Here is a 20,121-nt window from a genome sequence, read left to right on the forward strand (position 1 = left end):
CGCATTGCAAACGCAGGATACAGGCCTTCGCCGCGTCGTCCGGTGGGTAGCCCTTCTGAACCTGGGCTACTTCATCGTCGAATTCGCCGTGGCATCTGCGATCGGCTCCGTGTCGCTGTTCGCGGACAGCGTCGATTTCCTGGAAGATGCCTCGCTCAATCTGCTTATTCTCGTTGCCCTGGGCTGGGACGCACGCAGCCGCGCAAGGGTCGGCATGGCTCTGGCGGCGATTCTTCTGGTGCCCGCGTTGGCGACGCTCTGGACGGCTTGGGCCAAGTTCAACCTGCCGGTCGCGCCGTCGCCGCTGCCGCTGTCGCTTGCGGGCGCCGGGGCCCTGGCCGTGAACCTGACTTGCGCGTTCATGCTGGCGCGCTTCCGCCATCACAGCGGCAGCCTGACAAAGGCCGCGTTCCTCTCCGCGCGGAACGACGCCTTTGCCAACGTCGCCATAATCGCCGCGGGCCTTGTCACCGCCGCGATCTGGCATTCTGCGTGGCCCGACCTGATTGTCGGCTTGGGAATTGCCGCCATGAACGCCGATGCGGCCCGCGAGGTCTGGTCCGCTGCCCGCGAGGAGCACAAGGCGGCAGCCTAGTCGCGGCCGTTCGAGCTCATAAATCGGTCGTGCGCACCATCGGTTTCGAAAACCGTTTCCCTTTTCAAACTCATGCGCTAGTCAACGGGAGAACGGCAATGGGCCGTCGGGCGCCGGGGACGGACGACAAAGCATGCCAAACACAGGCGACGACGACACGGCGCTGCGGTTCCCGATCCTGATCGGCGACATCGGCGGCACCAATGCGCGCTTCTCGGTCGTGCTCGACGCCAATTCGGAAGCCGGCGAGCCGGCGATCGTCCAGACAGCCAGTTACAACACCATAGACGAGGCGATCCAGGCGGCGGTGCTCGACCGCTCCTCGGTCCGCCCCAATTCGGCGGTGCTGGCGGTGGCCGGCCCGGTCGACGGCGACGAGATCGAGCTCACCAATTGCCCGTGGATCGTCAAGCCCCGGCAGATGTTCGCCAGCCTCGGCCTCAGCGACATCGTCGTGCTCAACGATTTCGAGGCGCAGGCGCTGGCCGTCGTGGCGCTCGGCGAAGAGCACATGGAAAAGATCGGCGGCGGCGCGCCGGAGCCCGATGCCGGCCGCGTGGTGCTCGGCCCGGGAACCGGGCTCGGCGTCGCCGGGCTGGTGCACGCGCTGCGCCACTGGATCCCGGTGCCCGGCGAGGGCGGCCATATGGACATCGGCCCGCGCACTGCCAGAGATTTCGAGGTTTTCCCGCATATCGAGAAGCTCGAGGGCCGCATTTCGGGCGAGCAGATCCTGAGCGGACGCGGCCTGGTCAACGTCTACCGGGCGGTGGCCAAGGCCGACGGCAACCCATCGCCCTTCACCACGCCGGCCGAGATCACCGCAGCGGCGCTTGCCAGGACCGATCCGGTTGCGCAAGAAGCGCTGGAGATCTTCGTCACCTGCCTAGGGCGCACCGCCGGCGATCTCGCCTTGGTGTTCATGAGCCGCGGCGGCGTCTTTCTCACCGGTGGCATCGCGCAGAAGATCGTGCCGGCGCTGAAACAGGGCAATTTCCGCGCCGCCTTCGAGGACAAGGCCCCGCACAGCGAATTGATGCGCACCTTGCCCGTCTACGTCATCACCCATCCGCTGGCGGCCCTTCTGGGCCTCGCCGCCTATGCCAGGAACCCTTCGCTGTTCGGCGTCCAGACCGCCGGCCGCCGCTGGCAGGCCTAGGCTGGGCCGCATGACGGACCAGGCGTCGGTCCGGTGCCCGCGACGAAGTTAATCAGCCGCGGGCATAGGCAAGCCGGCCGCTTGGCGTTAAGAGGGGCGCCAGAAGGGATGCCGTGTGCAGCCCGGTCCCACCAAGCGGAAACCACGAAGCGCTCCCGATTTGACACTCCAGGCTCCACATAAGCAGAAAGCCACCCCTGGCGAGGTCTGGGCGGTGCTGCGCCGTATCATCGCCGAGAACGGCCGCGACTATTTGTGGTCCTACATCTTTGCCGGCGCCTGCCTGCTGGCGGTGTCCGCCACGACAGCCTTCACCGCCTGGATCATGAGCCCGGTCGTCAACCAGATCTTCTACGAGCGGCGCGGCGATCTGATCGTGTGGATTTGCGCCGGCATCATGGGCGCCTTTCTCGTGCGCGGGTTCGCCGGCTACGGCCAGGCGGTGACGCTGGCTACCGTCGGCAACAATCTGGTTGCCCGCTACCAGCGCCGCATCTTCGACCACCTGATGAAGCTCGGCGTCGGTTTCTTCAACGACACGAGATCGGGCCGGCTGGCGGCGCAGGTCAACGAAAACGTCAACGGCATTCGCGACCTGCTGTCGATGACGCTGACGTCGATCGCGCGCGACGGGGTGACGCTGTTCGGGCTGCTCGGCGTCATGATCTACCAGGATCCGGTCCTGTCGCTCAGCTCGCTGGTGATCGGGCCGCCGCTCATCTACACCGTTGTCTATCTGATGCGCCGGGTGCGTCGCATCACCCGCGAATCGGTGCAGATCAACTCGCGGCTGATCGGCGCCATGCAGGAAGCCACGCAAGGCATCGCCATCGTCAAGGCCTTCACCATGGAGGACGAGCTGTCGCGGCGCATCAGCCAGCTCGCCAACAGCGCCGAGCACCGCGGCAACAAGATCGCCCGGGTTTCGGAACGGCTGTCGCCGATTTCCGACATGCTGGCCGGTCTCGCCGTCACTGGCGTCATCGCTTATTCCGGCTATCGTGCGCTCGTCCTCGGGCAGCCGCCGGGCGCCGTCTTCTCCTTCATCACCGCGCTGATGCTGGCCTACGACCCGGCAAGGCGGCTGGCGCGCATGCAGGTCGGCATGGAGCGGGCGCTGGTCAATGCGCGCATGATCTACGAAATCCTCGATCTCGAACCGCAGCAGGGCGACGCGCCGGGAGCCGCCGAGGCGAATTTCACCACGGGCGAAGTGCGCTTCAACAATGTGAGCTTCCGCTATGTCGAGGAGGCACCGGTCCTCCAGGACCTCAGCTTCGTCGCCGCCGCCGGCAAGATGACCGCCATCGTCGGCTCCTCCGGCGCCGGCAAGACGACGCTGGTGGCGCTGCTGCAGCGGTTCTACGACGTCGAGGCGGGCACGATCGAGATCGACGGCCAGGACATTTCGAAGATCACCAAGCAGTCGCTGCGCAGCTCCATCGCCTATGTTTCGCAGCAGCCCTATCTGTTCGAAGGCACCATCCGCGACAACATCCGCTATGGCCGGCTCTCCGCCACCGACACCGAGATCGAGCAGGCCGCGCGGCTGGCCCAGGCCGACGGCTTCATCCGCCAGCAGCCGCTGGGCTACGACACGCCCGTCGGCGAAAACGGCGCGTCGCTGTCGGGCGGCCAGCGCCAGCGTGTATCGATCGCCCGCGCCATCGTCCGCCAGGCGCCGATCCTGCTGCTCGACGAGGCGACCTCGGCGCTCGACAATGAGGCGGAAGCCAAGGTCCAGGAAGCGCTGACCCATGTCATGGAGGGGCGCACCACCATCGTCATCGCCCACCGGCTGTCGACGGTGGTCAATGCCGACCACATCATCGTGCTGGAACAGGGTCATCTGGTCGAACAGGGCACCCATGCCTCGCTGATGGCCGACCCGCACAGCGTCTATTCCCGCTTCCACCGGGTGCAGGGCAGGAAGGGCCTGGGGCTTGTCGATGACGGCGCGCCGATCCAAACTCCGGCGCCAGGGCCGACGGAAACTATCGAGACGCAGGGCGTCGCCGGGAGCGCGAGATGAGTGAAACGCCGACAGCCGACAGACCCGCGGGCGATATGGGCCTGGTGGTGGTGGGCGCCGCCGGCCGCATGGGCCAGACGCTGATCCGCGCCATCCACGCAATGCCGGGCGCACGCGTCGCCGGCGCGATCGAGCGGCAGGGATCGCCCTATCTCGGCAAGGATGCGGGCGAGCTTGCCGGCATCGGCATCATCAACGTGCCGATATCGGACGATCCGCTGCCGGCCTTCGCCGGGGCGGACGGTGTGCTCGATTTCACCGCCCCGGCTGCGACCGTCGAATTCGCCGGCTATGCGGCGCAGGCGCGCATCGTCCATGTCATCGGCACGACCGGCTGCTCGGCCGACGACAATGCCAGGATCGCCGCCGCGGCGCGCCATGCGACGATCGTCAAGTCGGGCAATATGAGCCTCGGCGTCAATCTCCTGGCGGTACTGGTCGAACAGGCCGCGCGCGCGCTCGACGCCGGGGACTTCGACATCGAGATTCTCGAAATGCATCACAGGCACAAGGTCGACGCGCCGTCCGGCACCGCTCTGCTGCTGGGCGAAGCCGCCGCCGCAGGGCGTGGCGTGCCGCTTGCCGGCAACGATGTGCGCGTCCGCGACGGCCACACCGGCGTGCGCAAGCCGGGCTCGATCGGCTTCGCAACCCTGCGCGGCGGCTCGGTGGTCGGCGACCACAGCGTCATCCTGGCCGGCACCGGCGAACGCATCACGCTCGCCCACCATGCCGAGGACCGCACCATCTTCGCCCGCGGCGCCGTCAAGGCAGCCCTGTGGGCGCATGGCAGGAAGCCCGGCCTTTACTCGATGCGGGACGTGCTCGGGCTTGCCTGAAACGACCCTGGACCGTTTTCATCCCCATGCAGATCCCAGAGGAGCAAAAATGTCGAGAACCCTCGTGCTCGTGCGCCATGGCCAGAGCGAATGGAATTTGAAGAACCTGTTCACCGGCTGGCGCGACGTCGACCTGACCGAACAGGGCCACGCCGAGGCCAAGGCGGCCGGCCAGAAGCTCAAGGCACGCGGACTGAAGTTCGACATCGCCTTCACCTCGGCGCTGATCCGGGCGCAAAAAACCTGCCAGCACATCCTCGACGCCGTCGGCCAGAGCGACCTGAAAACCGTCCGCGACCAGGCGCTGAACGAGCGCGACTATGGCGACCTCTCCGGCCTCAACAAGGACGACGCGCGCAAGAAATGGGGCGAGGAGCAGGTGCATGTCTGGCGCCGCTCCTACGACGTGCCGCCCCCCGGCGGCGAGAGCCTGAAGGACACCGGCGCCCGCGTCTGGCCTTATTACCTGCACGACCTCCAGCCTCATGTGCTGCGCGGCGGCACGGTGCTGGTGGCCGCGCACGGAAATTCGCTGCGGGCGCTGATCATGGCGCTGGACGGCAAGTCGGGCGAGGAGATCGTCAAGCTGGAGCTCGGCACCGGCGTGCCGGTCATCTACACGCTCAACGCCGATTCCACCGTGGCCTCGAAGGAAGTGCTGGAAGGCTGACCGGTCCGGGGCCGGCAGTCAGAGGCTCCGGCTCTGGCCGGGCATGATCTTTTTGTGAAAGCCCACCTTTCGGGATCATGTTCCAAAAACCGCGTTGACACACACCGCTTGCCCGCTTATTGAGCCCGCACCAGCCCAGATGGCGGAATTGGTAGACGCGCACGGTTCAGGTCCGTGTTCCGCAAGGAGTGGAGGTTCGAGTCCTCTTCTGGGCACCATTTTCCCGTTTCGAACCGTTCGAAGGTTCGGAGACCCAACAAAAGCCCGGCTCGTCCGGGCTTTTTTGTTGGGTGCACGATCGCTCGCATGGTCATTCCTGCCAAGGGAAAGCCGCAGGGACTTGCCCGACATCATGCGCACGCCTCTCGGGAAACGTGCGCTGTCGATGACCGTGCCCTTATCGCACCGATCCCGTTACCGTCCGGTCGACGGCTGGGACGGATTTGCGGTCGTTGCCGGCAAGTGCGGCTATGATCAGCAGGCTGGCGACGACCGGGACGAAAAGAACCGCCACGCGGGCTTGCACGTAAAGAATGGCGCGCCATTCATTGCGCTTGTCAGGGCTGTCGCTCATCATACACTCTCTGTCATGCCCCTCCGGGCGGTGACATAGCGACGAACGGTTAAACAACCACTTCCGAAATCGTTAATCGACGGAAATTGCGCGGATTCAGTTCAATCCGATCCGCTTTGCGCCTTGCCGGAACAATGCCTCGGCATCTGCTTCGAACCGGAACGTGCCGATGAAATCGTCGGCGCGGTAGTCCGGCAGCGCCTTGCGGATGGCTGCGGCGAAATTACGTGCCTCGTCGAGCCGGCCGGCCAGCGCCAGGCAGTGTGCAGCGATCGCCAGGATTATGGCGTGGGCATTGGGCCGCGCCGCCGCCTTCAGCGCCCATTCGGCCGCTTCCTCGAACTGGCCGAGCCGCACATGCGCCATGGCGCGCGCGCCCAGCATGCCGAACAGCAGCGGGTCGAAGGGGCTGAGATGGCGCGAATGGTCGGAGGAGCCGATCGCCGCCTGCGGATCGCCGGACTGCGAGTGGACGAAGGACAGCGCATAGTGGCCAAGCGCGAAATTGGGGCTGAGCTCCACTGCCCGTTCCAATTCGAAGAGCGACCCGTCCTGTTCGCCGCGCAACCATAGCGCCCGGCCCATCGCCCAGTGCGCGGCAGGGTTCTGTTCGTCGACCAGGAGACTGTGCCCCGCTGTCTCGTAGGCCAGCGCGCTTTCGTGGTCGCGGTCGCCCCAGCGCTGGAAAGCGCTTTGCCAATGGGTGAAGGACAGGCCGGCATGGGCGCGGGCGAAGGTCGGGTCGAGCGCCGTCGCCACGCCGAAGAAGTGCTGCGCCAACTCGTTTTCCGGCTGGGTGAAGCGGTACATATGCCAAAGGCCGCGGTGATAGGCTTCCCAGGCATTGAGCGAGTTGGGCGCCTTCAGCATCGCGCGGTTGCGCTCGACCGTCTCGATCTCGGCCGAGATCGAGGAGACGATCGCGTTGCCGATATCGTCGAGCACGCCGAAGAGGTCGTCGGCCCGGCGCTCGAAGCTCTCGGCCCAGACGATCCTGGCCGTGCGAACCTCGATGAGCTCGACGGCGATGACGACGCGGCCGGCCAGGGTGCGCACCGTGCCGGTGGCGACATAGTCCACATTCAGCTTGAGCCCCGCTTCCTGCGGCGCGATGTTTTTCTCGGCGAGCGCGAAGACAGAGCCGCGCGCGATGACGAAGAAATCCCTGAGCTTGGCCAGACGCGTGATGATGTCATGGGTCAGGCCGTCGGCGATCCCGCCGCGCGTGCCGCAAGGGCCGGCGGCCTCGACGAACGGCATCACCGCCAGCGAGGCGTGGCTGGGCTCCACGCCCGCCCGAGCGGGCGACGGCGGCGATGCCGCGATGCCGACGGGCTGCGCCGAAAGCCGGTCTACCGCGGGCCGATCTACAGCCGGCCGATCTACAACCGGCTGATCTACAACCGGCTTGTCGCGCAGCGCCTGCCAGGCCGCGCGCACCGGTCCGAAGTCCAGCCCTTCCGATTGGAACAATTGCGCCGTCGCCGTCAGATGCTGCTCGGCCGCGCCGATGGCGCCGCGCCCGGCCAGATGCGTGAGCAGCGCCAGATGCGCGCGGCCGTCGAACGGCGCCAGCTCCACCCACCGGTCGAGACCGGCGGCTGCCGCTTCGGAACCGGGCGGAAGCGCCGCGACCAGGTGCTCCAGAACGGCGGCGTGACACGACTGGAAGCGGCGGCGCTGCGCGATCAGCCAGCTCTCGAAAAACGGACTGCGGTCGAGCTCCAGACCGTCGAGAAAGTCGCCGGCGAACAGCTCCGACAGTGACCGCAGGCGCTCGGCGTCGAGCGAGGCGATCCCTTGCGCGGCGGCGGCGCTAACCTCCAGCGCGTCGACGAAACAGCCGTCGAGGCGCAATGCGACCGTGTCGTCCTGTGTCTCGACCCGACGGTGCCCCGGCTCGTCGAGGACGGCGCGAAGCTTGCTGAGGCACCAACGCAACTCGCCCCTGGGATCGTTCGGAACATCCCACAAGAGCTCGCACAGCCGAGCGCGTCCTACCGGATGCGGCGCCAGCGCCAGATAGGCAAGCAGCGCGCGCAGCTTGCGCGATGCCGGCAATTCGGCCCGCACGCCGTCGCGCACGACCGCAAACGGGCCGAGCAGGCGCACGGCAAGGGCGGGCTTGCCGCGATCCAGGCTCGGTCGAGCGGATTCCACGTGCATTTCCACGCTTGCTCCCACGCTTCCTCCCACGTTGGCCGGTCGGCCCTCGTTTTATCACCGAACGCGGCATGAACGCACCCGGTTGCGAGTTGCGCGCCGGGGTGCGGGCAACCGCATTGCCGGCACGTCGAGCGACCGTAGCGCGGCAAGGTCTCGAAACCTCGCCGCCCAAGCCGCCGGTTTGTAACCGGCCCGTGACCGCAAGGCACCAACACAGACGAGGAGACCAGATATGTTGCAGCAAGCAAGAATCAGAACCACGGCCGGCCGCGGCCGCCTGTTCGACAGCATTTTGGACACGGTCGGCGACACGCCGGTCATCCGCATCAACAATCTCGGCCCGGCCCACGCGACGATCTACGTCAAGGCCGAGTTCTTCAACCCGGCTGCCTCGGTGAAGGACCGGCTGGCGCTCAACATCATCGAGGAGGGCGAGCGCAGCGGCGCGTTGAAGCCGGGCCAGACAATCGTCGAGGCCACCAGCGGCAACACCGGCATCGGGCTCGCCATGGTCTGCGCGCAGAAAGCCTATCCGCTGGTCGTCACCATGGCTGACAGCTTTTCCGTCGAGCGCCGCAAGCTGATGCGCATGCTGGGTGCCAAGGTGGTGCTGACGCCGCGCGCCGAAAAGGGTTTCGGCATGTACAAGAAGGCCGTAGAGCTGGCCGAGGCCAATGGCTGGTTCCTGGCGCGACAGTTCGAAACCAAGGCCAACGCCGCCATCCACGAGGCGACGACGGCGCGCGAGATCATCAATGATTTCGCCGGCTCGCGGCTCGATTGCTTCGTCACCGGCTACGGCACTGGCGGGACCGTCGTCGGCGTGGCGCGCGTGCTGCGCCGTGAGCGGCCGGATGTCCGCATCATCCTGTCCGAGCCGGCCAACGCCCAGCTCATCGGCAGCGGCAAGGCGCAGCAGCGCGGTGCCGACGGGGCGCCCGCCGCCAGCCACCCGGCCTTCGAGCCGCATCCGATCCAGGGCTGGACGCCTGATTTCATCCCCGACGTGCTGCAGGAAGCGGTCGACGCCGGTCTCTATGACGAGGTGATGCCGATCGCCGGGCCCGAAGGCATCAAATGGGCCAAGGCGCTGGCGCAGAAGGAAGGCATCTTCACCGGCATTTCCGGCGGCGCCACCTTCGCCGTGGCGCGGCAGGTCGCGCAGAACGCGCCGGCCGGATCGGTGATCCTGTGCATGCTGCCCGACACCGGCGAACGCTACATGACGACGCCGCTGTTCGACGGCATCGATGCCGAGATGGACGCCGACGAGATGGCGCTGTCGCGCTCGACGCCCGGCTGCCAGTTCCCGGCGGCATGACGGGGAGGCTGTCATGGACATCGCGCAGGAAACCCTTGCCACTGTGGCCGAGGAGACGCTTGACCCCCTGGACTGGGCCGATGTGCAGGTCCTGTCGCACCGGGTCGTCGACGATGCCGTCGACTATCTGCGCGACGTGCGCGACCGTCCGGTCTGGCGGGACGTGCCGGCTGACGTGAGGGAGGTCTTCGCCGCACCCCTGCCGCGAACGCCGGCGCGGCTGGCCGCCGTCTACGGCGAGGTCTCCCGCACCGTGATGTCATACCCGATGGGCAACATCCATCCTCGCTTCTGGGCCTGGTACATGGGCTCGAGCAACTTCACCGGCGCGCTCGGCGATTTCCTGGCGGCGATCCAGGGTTCCAACCTCGGCGGCGGCAACCATGCCGCCGGGCTGATGGACTGCCAGGTCGTCAACTGGTGCAAGCAAATGCTGGGGTTTCCCGTCTCGGCCAGCGGCACGCTGGTCAGCGGCGGTTCGATGGCCAACATGATCGGGCTGACGGTGGCGCGCAACGTCAAGGCCGGCATCGACGTGCGCGAGCACGGCGTTGCCGCCATCGAGAAGCCCCTGCGCTATTATGGCTCGGACCAGCTCCATTCCTGTCACCGCAAAGCCATGGAGGCGCTCGGCCTCGGCAACCGGGCCTTGCGGCGAATACCGACCGATGCCGGGCTGCGCATCGACATCGCTGCCTTGCGGGCGGCAATTGCCGAGGATCGCCAGGCGGGCTTCAAGCCGGCCTGCGTCATCGGCAACGCCGGCACCGTCAATACCGGAGCGATCGACGACCTGCGGGCGCTTGCCAAACTGGCGCATGAGGAAGAGCTCTGGTTCCATGTCGATGGCTGCATCGGCGCCCTGGTCGCCATCGCTCCGCAGAACGCCCATCGCGTCGCCGGCGTCGAATGGGCCGATTCGATCGCGCTCGATCCGCACAAATGGCTGCACGCGCCGTTCGAGGCCGGCTGCGCCCTGGTCAGGGACGCCGTCGCGCATCGCCGTACCTTCGCCGTGACGCCCGAATATCTGGAATCGACGCCGCGTGGTCTCGCCTCCGGCGAATGGCTGCACGACTACGGCTTGCAGACGTCGCGCGGCTTTCGCGCACTCAAAATATGGATGGCGCTGAAGGAGCATGGCGTCGACAAATTCGGCCGCCTGATCGATCAGAACATCGCGCAAGCGGCCTATCTCGCCGGACTGATCGAGGCCGAGCCGTCGCTGGTGCTGATGGCGCCGACCACGATCAACATCGTCTGCTTCCGGCATCGGCTTGCCGGGGCGTCCGGCGAGGAGCTTAAGCGGTTCAACACGGAGATCATGCTGCGTTTGCAGGAACAAGGCATCGCGGCACTGTCGGACACGACGGTGCAAGGCCAGCATTGCCTGCGCGTGGCGATCACCAACCACCGGACCCGGCGCGACGATCTTCACCTGCTGGTGCGGGAAACGCTGCGGCTGGGACGCCAGATCGCGGCGGAGGCGGCTTCCTAGTTCGCGGCGGCCATGCGATTCTGCCGGCATGATTCGAAAGGTCCAATCGTGACGCTCTTTCGCACGGCCGCTGTCGCGGCATTGGTCTTCACCACCTCGGCCGGGGCGGCCGACATGACTTTCTTCATCAAGAACCAGCGCGGGCAGGCCGTTGCGGTCGAACTGTTCAGCCGCGACCGCGAAACGGTCTGGCCGGGCGACGACAAGGTGTTCCTGATCGATCCCGGCTCACGCAAATCGGTGCCGATTTCGTGCAATGAGGGCGAACGCATCTGCTACGGCGCGTGGGTCAACGGCAACGACGCCATCTCGGCCGGCGTCGGGCCGGACAACGACCGGCCCTGCGACGATTGCTGTTTCATCTGCGTGGACCATTCGACCGAGACCGTCGACCTGGTCGAGTAGCGCCAATCGCCCCAAAATTAGTCCGGGATTGTCGCGGTCGACCCCTTTAGCGATCGCTCGCCCCGTGCAATGCCCGCAGGGCGGCCGGGCGGGCCGTTTATTTTTTCGGGGATACCATGTTCTACGCCTATGCGCGCCGTTCGCTGGCCGCGCTGTCTCTTGCCATGCTGCTGGTACCGTCGGCCCATGCCGGCGACGTCACCTTCGCCATCAAGAACAGCCATCCCAATGCCATGCGCCTCGAGCTCTACAGCCAGGACCGCGACTATGTGTGGCCGGGCAACGGCAAGGATTTCTACCTCGACGATGGCGAGACCAGGCAGCTGCCGGTCTCTTGCAACGAGGGCGAATTGATCTGCTACGGCGCCTGGGTCGACGGCGACGAAGGTACCTATTGGGGCGTCGGCCCCGGCGACAAGGAAAAATGCGACGATTGCTGCTATACCTGCAGCGGCGGCGAGACCGAGGAGATCGAACTGGTTCCCTGACCGGCTTGCCAGCTTGACGCTTTTCCTGCCTGGGGCATAGCCTGCAAGGACAGCACCCAAAGCACGCCGCATCCAGGCAGCGTGCGTCAGGCAACAGGAGCAAGGCGATGGCAGGTCCGGTCGAGGGCGAGAAGATAGATGTCGGCTTTGCCGGCCGGCGCTGCATCCATTCGCGCAATTGCGTGCTGGGCGATCCGCATGTCTTCGTGCCGAACGCGCCGGGAGAGTGGATCCATCCCGACGCGGCCAGCGTCGAGAAGATCGTCGCCATTGCCGAAAGCTGCCCGTCAGGCGCCATCACCTATGTCAGGAAGGATGGCGGGCCGCAGGAAAGCCCGCCGGTGGTCAACACCGTGCGCATCAGGGAAAACGGCCCGCTGGCTGTCCACGCCGAGATTATGCTCGACGGCGAGACGTTCCACCGCGCCACGCTCTGCCGCTGCGGCGCGTCGCAGAACAAGCCGTTCTGCGACGGCAGCCACAGCAAATCAGGTTTTGCCGCCACCGGCGAGCCGGCGCTGAAGGACACGCCGGCGCTGGACGCGCGCGAGGGGCCACTCAAGGTTACGCCAACCAAAGATGGGCCGCTCAAGCTCGACGGCAATATGGAAATCGTCACCGGCACCGGCCACACGGTCGACCGCACGCAACGCGCCTTCCTGTGCCGCTGCGGCCATTCGGCGAACAAGCCGTATTGCGATGGGTCGCATAAGAAGGTCGGGTTCGTAGGGTAGTCGCCGACGCTGCCGATGAAGCTGCCAATCTCCCCCTCGTGGGGAGATCGAACTCTACCGTGGCCCAGTGCTCGCGGCTTTATCGTCAGCCATGCATCGGCTAAGGGCTGAGCCAGAATAAATTCGCCAGCCGGGCCATCATCAGAAATGACCAAGACCAAGCCAAAACCTCTTTTCCTCGGCATCGACACCGGCGGCACCTACACTGATGCCGTGCTATGGTCCGAAACCGAAGGCCCGCAGAGCGGGCCGAACAAGGGAAAGGTGCTGGCCAAGGCCAAGGCTCTGACCACCAGGCACGATCTCGCCGTCGGCATTTCCGGCGCCGTCGACGCGGTTCTGGAAAAAGCGGTCACCGATCCGGCCGCCATCAAGCTTGTCTCCATGTCGACGACGCTTGCCACCAACGCGCTGGTCGAGGGCCAGGGCGGCCGCGTCGCACTGATCATGATCGGCTTTTCCGAGGCGGACCTTGCCCGCGATGGGCTGAAGGCGGCATTGGGCACCGATCCGGTCGTGTTCTGCCCTGGCGGCCACGATGTGCACGGCAATACCGCCAAGCTCGACCTGTCCGGCCTCGAGGCGGCGCTGTCCGAACTCGGCGGCTCGGTCTCGGGCTTTGCCGTCTGCGCCTATTTCGCCACCCGCAACCCGGCGCACGAGATCGCCGCCCGCGAGCTGATCCGGGAGAAAACCGGCCTGCCGGTCACCGCAAGCCATGAATTGTCGGCCAAGCTCGGCGGCCCGCGCCGGGCGCTGACGACGCTGCTCAACGCCCGGCTGATCTCGATGATCGACCGGTTGGTGGCGGCGACCGAGAGCTTTCTCGAGGCGCGCGGCATCGCGGCGCCCCTGATGGTGGTGCGCGGCGACGGCGCGCTGGTGTCGGCGGCGTTCGCCCGCCAGCGGCCGATCGAGACCATTTTGTCCGGCCCGGCCGCCAGCCTGGTCGGCGCGCACCACATGACCGGATTGGAAAACGCGGTGGTTTCCGACATCGGCGGCACCACCACCGACGTTGCCGTGCTCGACAAGGGACGGCCGCGGCTCGATCCGGAAGGCGCCACCGTCGGCGGCTTCCGCACCATGGTCGAGGCCGTCGCCATGCGCACCTTCGGCCTCGGCGGCGATTCCGAAGTGGCGTTGGAAGACGGCGCTCTCAACCCCAGGCTCCTGCTCGGACCGCGCCGGCTGGTGCCGCTGGCGCTGGCCGGCATGGTGCATCGCGAGGCCGTTTTGGCGGAACTCGAGCGCCAGCTGCGCGCGCCGAACACCGGCCGCATGGACGGCCGTTTCGCGGTGCGCACCGGCGTGCCCGACCGTCTTGCCGCCGGGCTGACCGCTCCGGAAGCAAGGCTCTACGAAGCGATCGGCGCACTGCCCTTGCCCCTCGACAGGCTTTTGACCTCGAATGCCCAGAACGCCACCTTGAACCGCCTGGTGTCGCGCGGGCTGGTGCACATTTCAGGGTTCACGCCGTCGGATGCGGCGCATGTGCTTGGCAAGCAGGCGAACTGGGATGCCGCCGCCGCCCGCCTCGGCGCAGAGCTGTTCGCGCGCAAGCGCGACGGCCGCGGCCAGGCGATCGCGGCCTCTCCCGAGGCGATCTCGGAGCGCGTGCTGGCGGCGCTGACGCGCTGGTCGGCCGAATATATCCTCGAAACCGCCTTCGCCGAGGACGGGCTCGACGGCGCGGCCACCGTGGCGCATGCGCTGGTGCAGCGCGCCGTCGACGCGCATCCCGGCATTGCGCGCCTGAGCGTCGCGCTCGACCGGCCGGTGATCGGCCTCGGTGCCTCGGCGCCGCTGCACTATGCCGGACTCCCGCCATTGGTCGGCAATGACTGCGTGGTGCCTGATGACACCGATGTCGCCAACGCGCTCGGCGCCGTTGTCGGCCAGGTCCGGGTATCGGCGGAGGCGCGCGTCAGCCAGCCCAAGGAAGGTCTGTTCCGTCTTGCCTCGGGCGAAACCGTGCGCGATTTCCTCGACGAGGCGGCGGCGATCGCGGCCGCCGAGGCCGATGTACGCAGCATCGCGGCGCAGCGCGCCAGGGATGCCGGCACCGACAGCGCCGAAATCGATGTCGCGACCGAATTCCGCGTCTCCACCGTCGAAGCCCAGCGTATGTTCATCGAGGCGCATGTGGTGGCGGTGGCTTCGGGCAGGCCACGGATCGCGGTGTGAGTCTGTGAGCGATCTCTCCCACGAGGGGAAGATCGGCAGCGTCACCGGCGATGAAAGACGCCCTCCACCCAGGGCTCAGAACTCGGGTAACAAAGACCTGACGATCGCCAATCCGGCAGTGCCAGTTTTCTGATAATAGGAATTTTTTCTTGACAGGGTGAAGGCAACTATGGTAGATATCTAGTTATGGTGCTGAGTTGCGCCAGGGACCCGCCGCACAGGCGGGTTTTCCGTCCACTACTCCATCAACAGCGCGCCGACGAAGGCTCCGAAGGGACCGTTAACCCGGATTCCTTGCCTTGCCTCACCCTAAGCTGAATTGACCCTGCACTCCCAACATGCCAAAGGCCCGCGAAAGCCTTTCATCTGGAGCAGCCTGATGACCGATCGCGTCGAAATCGCCGGATTGCGGATCGCCCGCGAACTTCATGACTTCGTTGCCAACGAGGCCGCTCCGGGCACCGGCATCGATCCGGATAAATTCTGGAACGGCTTTTCGGCCATCGTCCACGATCTCGCTCCGAAGAACCGGGCACTGCTGGCAAAGCGCGACGCTATCCAGGAAAAGCTCGATGACTGGTATCGCGCCAATGGCGCGCCGGTCGACATGGAAGCCTACAAAACCTTCCTGAAGGAGATCGGCTATCTCGTCCCCGAAGGCCCGGCCTTCTCGGTGACGACCGAAAAGGTCGATCCCGAGATCGCCGTCGTCGCCGGGCCGCAGCTTGTGGTGCCGGTGATGAATGCGCGCTATGCGCTCAACGCCGCCAATGCCCGCTGGGGCTCGCTCTATGATGCGCTTTACGGCACCGACGCAATTCCCGAGACCGACGGCGCCGGGAAGGGCAAGGGATTCAACCCCGCGCGTGGTGCGAAAGTCGTCGCTTGGGCGAAGGATTTCCTCGACCAGTCGGCGCCGCTCACCTCGGGCAAATGGGCCGGCGTCAACGGCCTTTCGCTGGCCAATGGCGCGCTGCGGCTCAGCGCCGGCGCCGGCTCGACCACGCTTGCCGATGTCAGGCAGTTCGTCGGCTATCGCGGCGATGCCGCCAACCCGCAAGCCGTGCTGCTGGTCAGCAACGGCCTGCATATCGAGATCCTGATCGACCGCGACAACCAGATCGGCCGTACCGATCCGGCCGGCATCGCCGACATCATCCTGGAATCGGCGCTGACCACCATCCAGGACTGCGAGGATTCGGTCGCGGCGGTGGATGCGCAGGACAAGGTCGTCGTCTACCGCAACTGGCTCGGCTTGATGAAGGGCGACCTGGCCGAAGAGATCACCAAGGGCGGCCGGACCTTCGTCCGCAAGCTCAACCCCGATCGGTCCTATACCTCGCCCAATGGCGGCACGGTGACGCTGCCCGGCCGCTCGCTGATGCTGGTCAGGAATGTCGGCCACCTCATGACCAATCCGGCGATAATGGACCGCGACGGCAACGAGGTGCCGGAAGGCATCATGGACACCGCGATGACCGCGCTGGTCGCGCTGCACGACGTCGGGCCGAACGGCCGGCGCGCCAATTCCCGCGCGGGCTCGATGTATGTCGTGAAACCCAAGATGCACGGGCCCGAGGAAGTCGCCTTCGCCGTCGAGATCTTTGATCGCGTCGAGGCCTTGCTCGGTATGGCCAAAAATACCCTCAAGATGGGCATCATGGACGAGGAGCGGCGCACCACCGTCAACCTCAAGGAGGCGATCCGCGCCGCCAGGGAGCGCGTCGTGTTCATCAACACAGGCTTCCTCGACCGCACGGGCGACGAGATCCACACCTCGATGGAAGCCGGCCCGATGATCCGCAAGGGCGACATGAAGCAGGCCGCCTGGATTTCCGCCTACGAGGCCTGGAATGTCGACACCGGGCTGGAATGCGGGCTTGCCGGCCATGCCCAGATCGGCAAGGGCATGTGGGCGATGCCGGATTTGATGGCGGCGATGCTCACCGAGAAGATCGCCCACCCCAAGGCCGGCGCCAACACCGCCTGGGTGCCGTCGCCGACCGCGGCGACGCTCCACGCCACGCACTACCACAAGGTCGATGTCCACGCCGTCCAGGCGGCGCTGAAGAGCCGGCCGAAGGCCAAGCTCGACGATATCCTGTCGGTGCCCGTCGCGGTGCGGCCCAACTGGTCGCCGGCCGATATCCAGGCGGAACTCGACAACAATGCGCAAGGCATTCTGGGCTATGTCGTGCGCTGGATCGACCAGGGCGTCGGCTGCTCGAAAGTGCCCGATATCAACGATGTCGGCCTGATGGAGGACCGCGCCACGCTGCGCATCTCCTCGCAACACATCGCCAACTGGCTGCACCATGGCGTCTGTACGGCCGACCAGGTGATGGAAACGATGAGGCGCATGGCTGATATCGTCGACCAGCAGAACCAAGGCGACCCGCTCTACCGGCCGATGGCCGCCGATTTCCACGGCTCCGTCGCCTTCCAGGCCGCCTGCGACCTCGTCTTCAAGGGCCGCATCCAGCCCAACGGCTACACCGAGCCGGTGCTGCACGCGCGGCGGCTGGAACTGAAGGCAAAGGGAGCGGCCTGAAGCGGGGACTTGAAGCCGGCGGCGTTCCATTCCCCTCCTCTCGAGGCAGCGCGAACTACGCCGCCTGCGCCACCCGCTCCGAACTCATCCGGTAGGAGATCGCTTCGGCTAAGTGAATGCGGCCGACGGTCTCGCTGGCGTCGAGATCGGCCAGTGTTCTCGCGACCTTCAGCACGCGGTGATAGGCACGCGCCGAGAAGGCGAGCTTTTCGCTGGCATCCCTGAGCAGCGACAGGCCGGCCGCATCGGGCATGGCGATCTCCTCGATCACCGCCGGCGCGCAATGCGCGTTGGTGGTGGCGCTGGTGACGCCGAGCCCCTCGAACCGCTCGCGCTGGATGGCGCGGGCGCGTGCCACGCGCAGCGCCACGTCGGCACTCTTCTCCGCACGGTCGGGCCGGATCAGGTCGCTGGCCGAGACCGCCGGCACCTCGATCCTGAGATCGATGCGGTCGAGCAGCGGGCCCGAGATGCGCGCCTGGTAGTCGGTGCGGCAGCGCTCGCCGCGCAGGCAGCGATAGCCGGGCTCGCCGGCCATGCCGCAGCGGCAGGGGTTCATCGCCGCCACAAGCTGGATGCGGGCCGGATAGGTGACGCGGTGGTTGGCGCGCGCGATCATGCAGTCGCCGGTCTCAAGCGGCTGGCGCAGCGCGTCGAGCGTCTGCGGCGTGAATTCGGGGAACTCGTCGAGGAACAGCACGCCGTGGTGCGCAAGCGACACTTCGCCCGGCCGCGCCCGGATGCCGCCGCCGATCATCGCCGCCATCGAGGCCGAATGATGCGGGGCGCGGAACGGCCGCCGGTCGGTCAGCTTGCCTTCGCCAAGCTCGCCGGCGACGGAGGCGATCATGGACACTTCGAGCAATTCCTTCGGTGCCAGCGGCGGCAGGATCGACGGCAGCCGCTGCGCCAGCATCGATTTTCCCGATCCCGGCGGTCCGACCATGAGGATAGTGTATGTTATTAAATTATTTAATTGCCTACGTTCTCAAGATAATGTGCCGTATTAATGGCAAGCGAGGCGGTTGGAAATTTGGATCATTGTAGGATATTACGATCTCCAATTCGGAGGTTCGCCTGACAAAGCCGCTCGCCTATTCCTACATCCGCATGTCCACCGACATCCAGCTAAAGGGCGACAGTTTGCGACGGCAAACTGAGAGGTCGAAGCAGTATGCCGACGAGCATGGCCTCGAACTGGTAGAAGACTTCAGGCTGGAGGATATCGGTGTTTCTGCATTCAAGGGGGACAACGTGTCTTCGGGTGCCCTTGGTAAATTCCTGGATGCGGTGAAGGCAGGCCGGATACCAAAGGGCTCGTACCTCCTAGTCGAGTCGTTTGACCGCCTTTCCCGCCAAAAACTGAATGCCTCTGTCTCTCTGTTCTTCGACATCACGTCGAACGGAATCAACCTCGTCACCCTGTCCGACAACCAGGTTTATAAAGCAGGCGAAGCCGAATTCGCGCAGCTGATTATGTCGATCGTCGTGATGGCACGTGCGAACGAAGAATCGGAGATGAAAAGCCAACGGCTTTCCGCTGCCTGGGACGCCAAAAGAAGAGCAGTGAACGAAAAGAAACTGACAGGCCTATGTCCGGCGTGGCTGGAGCTTTCGAAGGACCGCAGAAATTTCCGGGTTATCGAGGACCGGGCGCAAGTCGTTAGCAGGATTTTTGAGGATAGTGCCAGCGGTCAAGGGTCGTTCGTGATCACGCGACGTTTGAATGACCTGCGCGTTCCTGCCTTCGGAAGGTCGACCGGATGGGTGCAATCATATGTCACCAAAATTCTCCAGACTCGGGCGGTAATTGGCGAGTTCCAACCGCACACCAAGCAGAACGGAAAACGCATTCCGTTTGGCGATCCGATTCCTGGTTACTATCCGCAAATTGTCGATGAGGACCTGTTTCTGAGAGCCCAATTCGCCCGAGGGAAGCGCAGGATCGAAGGTGGGGGACGCAAGGGGGAAGCACTGCGCAACCTGTTCACCCATCTCGCGACATGCGGCTACTGTGGCTCTCCGATGCATTTCCTGAACAAGGGCGTCGGGCCAGGAGGCGGGACATACCTGAAGTGTAGTCACGCGTTGCGCGGCCTGGATTGTGTGTCAACGGCTTGGCGCTACCAGGATTTCGAAAGATCGTTCTTCCTGTTCGTCAAGGAGATCGATCTTGTTGAAATTCTGCGGGCGTCATCAGCGAAATCCGAAGTGCTCGCCCTAGATGAACGTGCAATCGCGTTGACCGAAAAGAAGGGCGAACTGGAGCTGAAGCGAGAACGGACATACTCGTTGATCAACGATGGGGCGGTTTCAGTTGAGTTCCTAACCACCAAGTTGAGGGAATGCGAGGCCGATTTAGCTAGGGTCGAACAGCAAATCGCAGAGGTCGATCGACAACGGCAGGAAATTCGCGAACAGCAGTCGATCTCACCGGATGAATTGCAGCTGTTGATCAATCAACTTCAACAGATGGACGGCCCTGAGGCATTTTCACAGCGCTCGATGCTTTCGGCAAGACTCCGTGAAATCGTCACGAGTCTCAGCCTAGAGGTTGAGGGTTCGCAGCCTCGCCAGAACGCGGCAATTGCCCTGCTAGATGCCGCGGACATCGATCCCGATGAACGTAACCAGATTCTACAGATCATCGAACAATCCAATCGTCAGGCCCAGCGCTACAATCGAAGCTTCAGTGTGGTTTTGGCCGATGGTGTGTCTCGGCGAGTCGTCTTGAAGAACGACGATCCAACCGACTTCATTGCAGAGGTTATCGTCGACCAGGATGGCACAATCTCCGGCAGTGATCGCGGAATGCCGCTTGGCTCTAAGGGTGGGTTTTTCGACGAGCCTGCGTCGACTCAGTGACGGCAGTTTTTTTATCCAAGCCGACAGCGAGTTGATC

15 protein-coding genes, 1 tRNA gene and 1 pseudogene are annotated in these 20,121 nt (G+C 65.3%); 14 read left to right on the forward strand and 3 right to left on the reverse strand.

All coding sequences use genetic code 11. The annotated features are described in order from the left end of the window. The first annotated feature begins 4 nt into the window (after positions 1–4). The 6 genes from LB533_RS03250 to LB533_RS03275 all read left to right on the forward strand — a co-directional run bounded on the left by LB533_RS03250 (position 5) and on the right by LB533_RS03275 (position 5,513). Positions 5–595 carry a cation transporter gene (locus tag LB533_RS03250; RefSeq protein WP_224676633.1) on the forward strand — a complete coding sequence of 197 codons (591 nt, stop codon included), beginning with the start codon at positions 5–7 and terminating at the stop codon, positions 593–595. Positions 596–728: 133 nt separating this feature from the next. Continuing rightward, a complete protein-coding gene (locus LB533_RS03255) occupies positions 729–1,754 on the forward strand; it encodes a glucokinase (protein WP_140639406.1) in 1,026 nt (341 codons plus the stop codon). Between the two features lie 160 nt (positions 1,755–1,914). Further along, positions 1,915–3,786: an ABC transporter ATP-binding protein gene (locus tag LB533_RS03260; protein ID WP_224676634.1), complete on the forward strand. Its 1,872-nt coding sequence runs from the start codon at positions 1,915–1,917 to the stop codon at positions 3,784–3,786. Continuing rightward, positions 3,783–4,625, forward strand: coding sequence for a 4-hydroxy-tetrahydrodipicolinate reductase (gene dapB / locus LB533_RS03265; RefSeq protein WP_140639404.1), 843 nt, complete (start codon positions 3,783–3,785; stop codon positions 4,623–4,625). Before LB533_RS03260 ends, dapB begins: the two co-directional genes overlap by 4 nt. A 49-nt stretch (positions 4,626–4,674) precedes the next feature. Continuing rightward, on the forward strand, positions 4,675–5,295 hold the full coding sequence (locus tag LB533_RS03270; RefSeq protein ID WP_224676635.1) for a 2,3-bisphosphoglycerate-dependent phosphoglycerate mutase: 621 nt from the start codon (positions 4,675–4,677) through the stop codon (positions 5,293–5,295). A 133-nt stretch (positions 5,296–5,428) separates the two neighbouring features. Then, positions 5,429–5,513, forward strand: a tRNA-Leu gene (locus LB533_RS03275). 179 nt (positions 5,514–5,692) lie between these two features. On the opposite strand, the gene LB533_RS03280 is transcribed toward LB533_RS03275, so the two are convergent. Together LB533_RS03280 and LB533_RS03285 are read right to left on the reverse strand one after the other, a co-directional pair. Next, positions 5,693–5,869 (reverse strand): hypothetical protein, encoded by a 177-nt coding sequence (locus tag LB533_RS03280; protein WP_181165187.1) that lies wholly within the window; start codon positions 5,867–5,869, stop codon positions 5,693–5,695. Positions 5,870–5,965: 96 nt separating this feature from the next. Next, positions 5,966–8,035 carry a transcriptional regulator gene (locus tag LB533_RS03285; protein ID WP_224676636.1) on the reverse strand — a complete coding sequence of 690 codons (2,070 nt, stop codon included), beginning with the start codon at positions 8,033–8,035 and terminating at the stop codon, positions 5,966–5,968. A 232-nt stretch (positions 8,036–8,267) separates the two neighbouring features. Between LB533_RS03285 and LB533_RS03290 the strand changes: the two genes are divergently transcribed. The 7 genes from LB533_RS03290 to LB533_RS03320 all read left to right on the forward strand — a co-directional run bounded on the left by LB533_RS03290 (position 8,268) and on the right by LB533_RS03320 (position 17,219). Next, a complete protein-coding gene (locus LB533_RS03290) occupies positions 8,268–9,356 on the forward strand; it encodes a PLP-dependent cysteine synthase family protein (protein ID WP_224676637.1) in 1,089 nt (362 codons plus the stop codon). 13 nt (positions 9,357–9,369) lie between these two features. Continuing rightward, entirely contained in the window at positions 9,370–10,854 is a 1,485-nt protein-coding gene (locus tag LB533_RS03295; RefSeq protein WP_224676638.1) for a pyridoxal phosphate-dependent decarboxylase family protein, read from the forward strand. A 48-nt stretch (positions 10,855–10,902) separates the two neighbouring features. Then, complete coding sequence (locus LB533_RS03300) at positions 10,903–11,259, forward strand: hypothetical protein (RefSeq protein ID WP_224676639.1); 357 nt, start codon at positions 10,903–10,905, stop codon at positions 11,257–11,259. Between the two features lie 116 nt (positions 11,260–11,375). Then, a complete protein-coding gene (locus LB533_RS03305; protein ID WP_224676640.1) occupies positions 11,376–11,747 on the forward strand; it encodes a hypothetical protein in 372 nt (123 codons plus the stop codon). A 107-nt stretch (positions 11,748–11,854) separates the two neighbouring features. After that, complete coding sequence (locus tag LB533_RS03310; RefSeq protein ID WP_224676641.1) at positions 11,855–12,481, forward strand: CDGSH iron-sulfur domain-containing protein; 627 nt, start codon at positions 11,855–11,857, stop codon at positions 12,479–12,481. Positions 12,482–12,628: 147 nt separating this feature from the next. After that, entirely contained in the window at positions 12,629–14,668 is a 2,040-nt protein-coding gene (locus LB533_RS03315; protein ID WP_224676642.1) for a hydantoinase/oxoprolinase family protein, read from the forward strand. 379 nt (positions 14,669–15,047) lie between these two features. Next, positions 15,048–17,219, forward strand: a complete 2,172-nt coding sequence (locus LB533_RS03320; protein ID WP_224676643.1) for a malate synthase G — start codon at positions 15,048–15,050, stop codon at positions 17,217–17,219. Between the two features lie 55 nt (positions 17,220–17,274). On the opposite strand, the pseudogene LB533_RS03325 reads toward LB533_RS03320, so the two are convergent. Then, a pseudogene (locus LB533_RS03325) lies at positions 17,275–18,177 on the reverse strand (YifB family Mg chelatase-like AAA ATPase); the annotation flags it as partial. 146 nt (positions 18,178–18,323) lie between these two features. On the opposite strand from LB533_RS03325, the gene LB533_RS03330 reads away from it, so the two are divergent. Continuing rightward, a complete protein-coding gene (locus LB533_RS03330) occupies positions 18,324–20,084 on the forward strand; it encodes a recombinase family protein (protein ID WP_224676758.1) in 1,761 nt (586 codons plus the stop codon). Positions 20,085–20,121: the final 37 nt, after the last annotated feature.

The sequence above is a fragment of the Mesorhizobium sp. BR1-1-13 genome, assembly GCF_020165515.1.
Classification (GTDB): Bacteria; Pseudomonadota; Alphaproteobacteria; order Rhizobiales; family Rhizobiaceae; genus Mesorhizobium.

Bases quoted from the DNA above. Each gene is read 5' to 3' on its own strand.
- dapB (WP_140639404.1), top strand. From the start codon at position 3,783: ATGAGTGAAACGCCGACAGCCGACAGACCCGCGGGCGATATGGGCCTG.
- LB533_RS03255 (WP_140639406.1), top strand. From the start codon at position 729: ATGCCAAACACAGGCGACGACGACACGGCGCTGCGGTTCCCGATCCTG.
- LB533_RS03320 (WP_224676643.1), top strand. From the start codon at position 15,048: ATGACCGATCGCGTCGAAATCGCCGGATTGCGGATCGCCCGCGAACTT.
- LB533_RS03280 (WP_181165187.1), bottom strand. From the start codon at position 5,869: ATGAGCGACAGCCCTGACAAGCGCAATGAATGGCGCGCCATTCTTTAC.
- LB533_RS03305 (WP_224676640.1), top strand. From the start codon at position 11,376: ATGTTCTACGCCTATGCGCGCCGTTCGCTGGCCGCGCTGTCTCTTGCC.
- LB533_RS03315 (WP_224676642.1), top strand. From the start codon at position 12,629: ATGACCAAGACCAAGCCAAAACCTCTTTTCCTCGGCATCGACACCGGC.
- LB533_RS03310 (WP_224676641.1), top strand. From the start codon at position 11,855: ATGGCAGGTCCGGTCGAGGGCGAGAAGATAGATGTCGGCTTTGCCGGC.
- LB533_RS03270 (WP_224676635.1), top strand. From the start codon at position 4,675: ATGTCGAGAACCCTCGTGCTCGTGCGCCATGGCCAGAGCGAATGGAAT.
- LB533_RS03290 (WP_224676637.1), top strand. From the start codon at position 8,268: ATGTTGCAGCAAGCAAGAATCAGAACCACGGCCGGCCGCGGCCGCCTG.
- LB533_RS03285 (WP_224676636.1), bottom strand. From the start codon at position 8,035: ATGCACGTGGAATCCGCTCGACCGAGCCTGGATCGCGGCAAGCCCGCC.
- LB533_RS03295 (WP_224676638.1), top strand. From the start codon at position 9,370: ATGGACATCGCGCAGGAAACCCTTGCCACTGTGGCCGAGGAGACGCTT.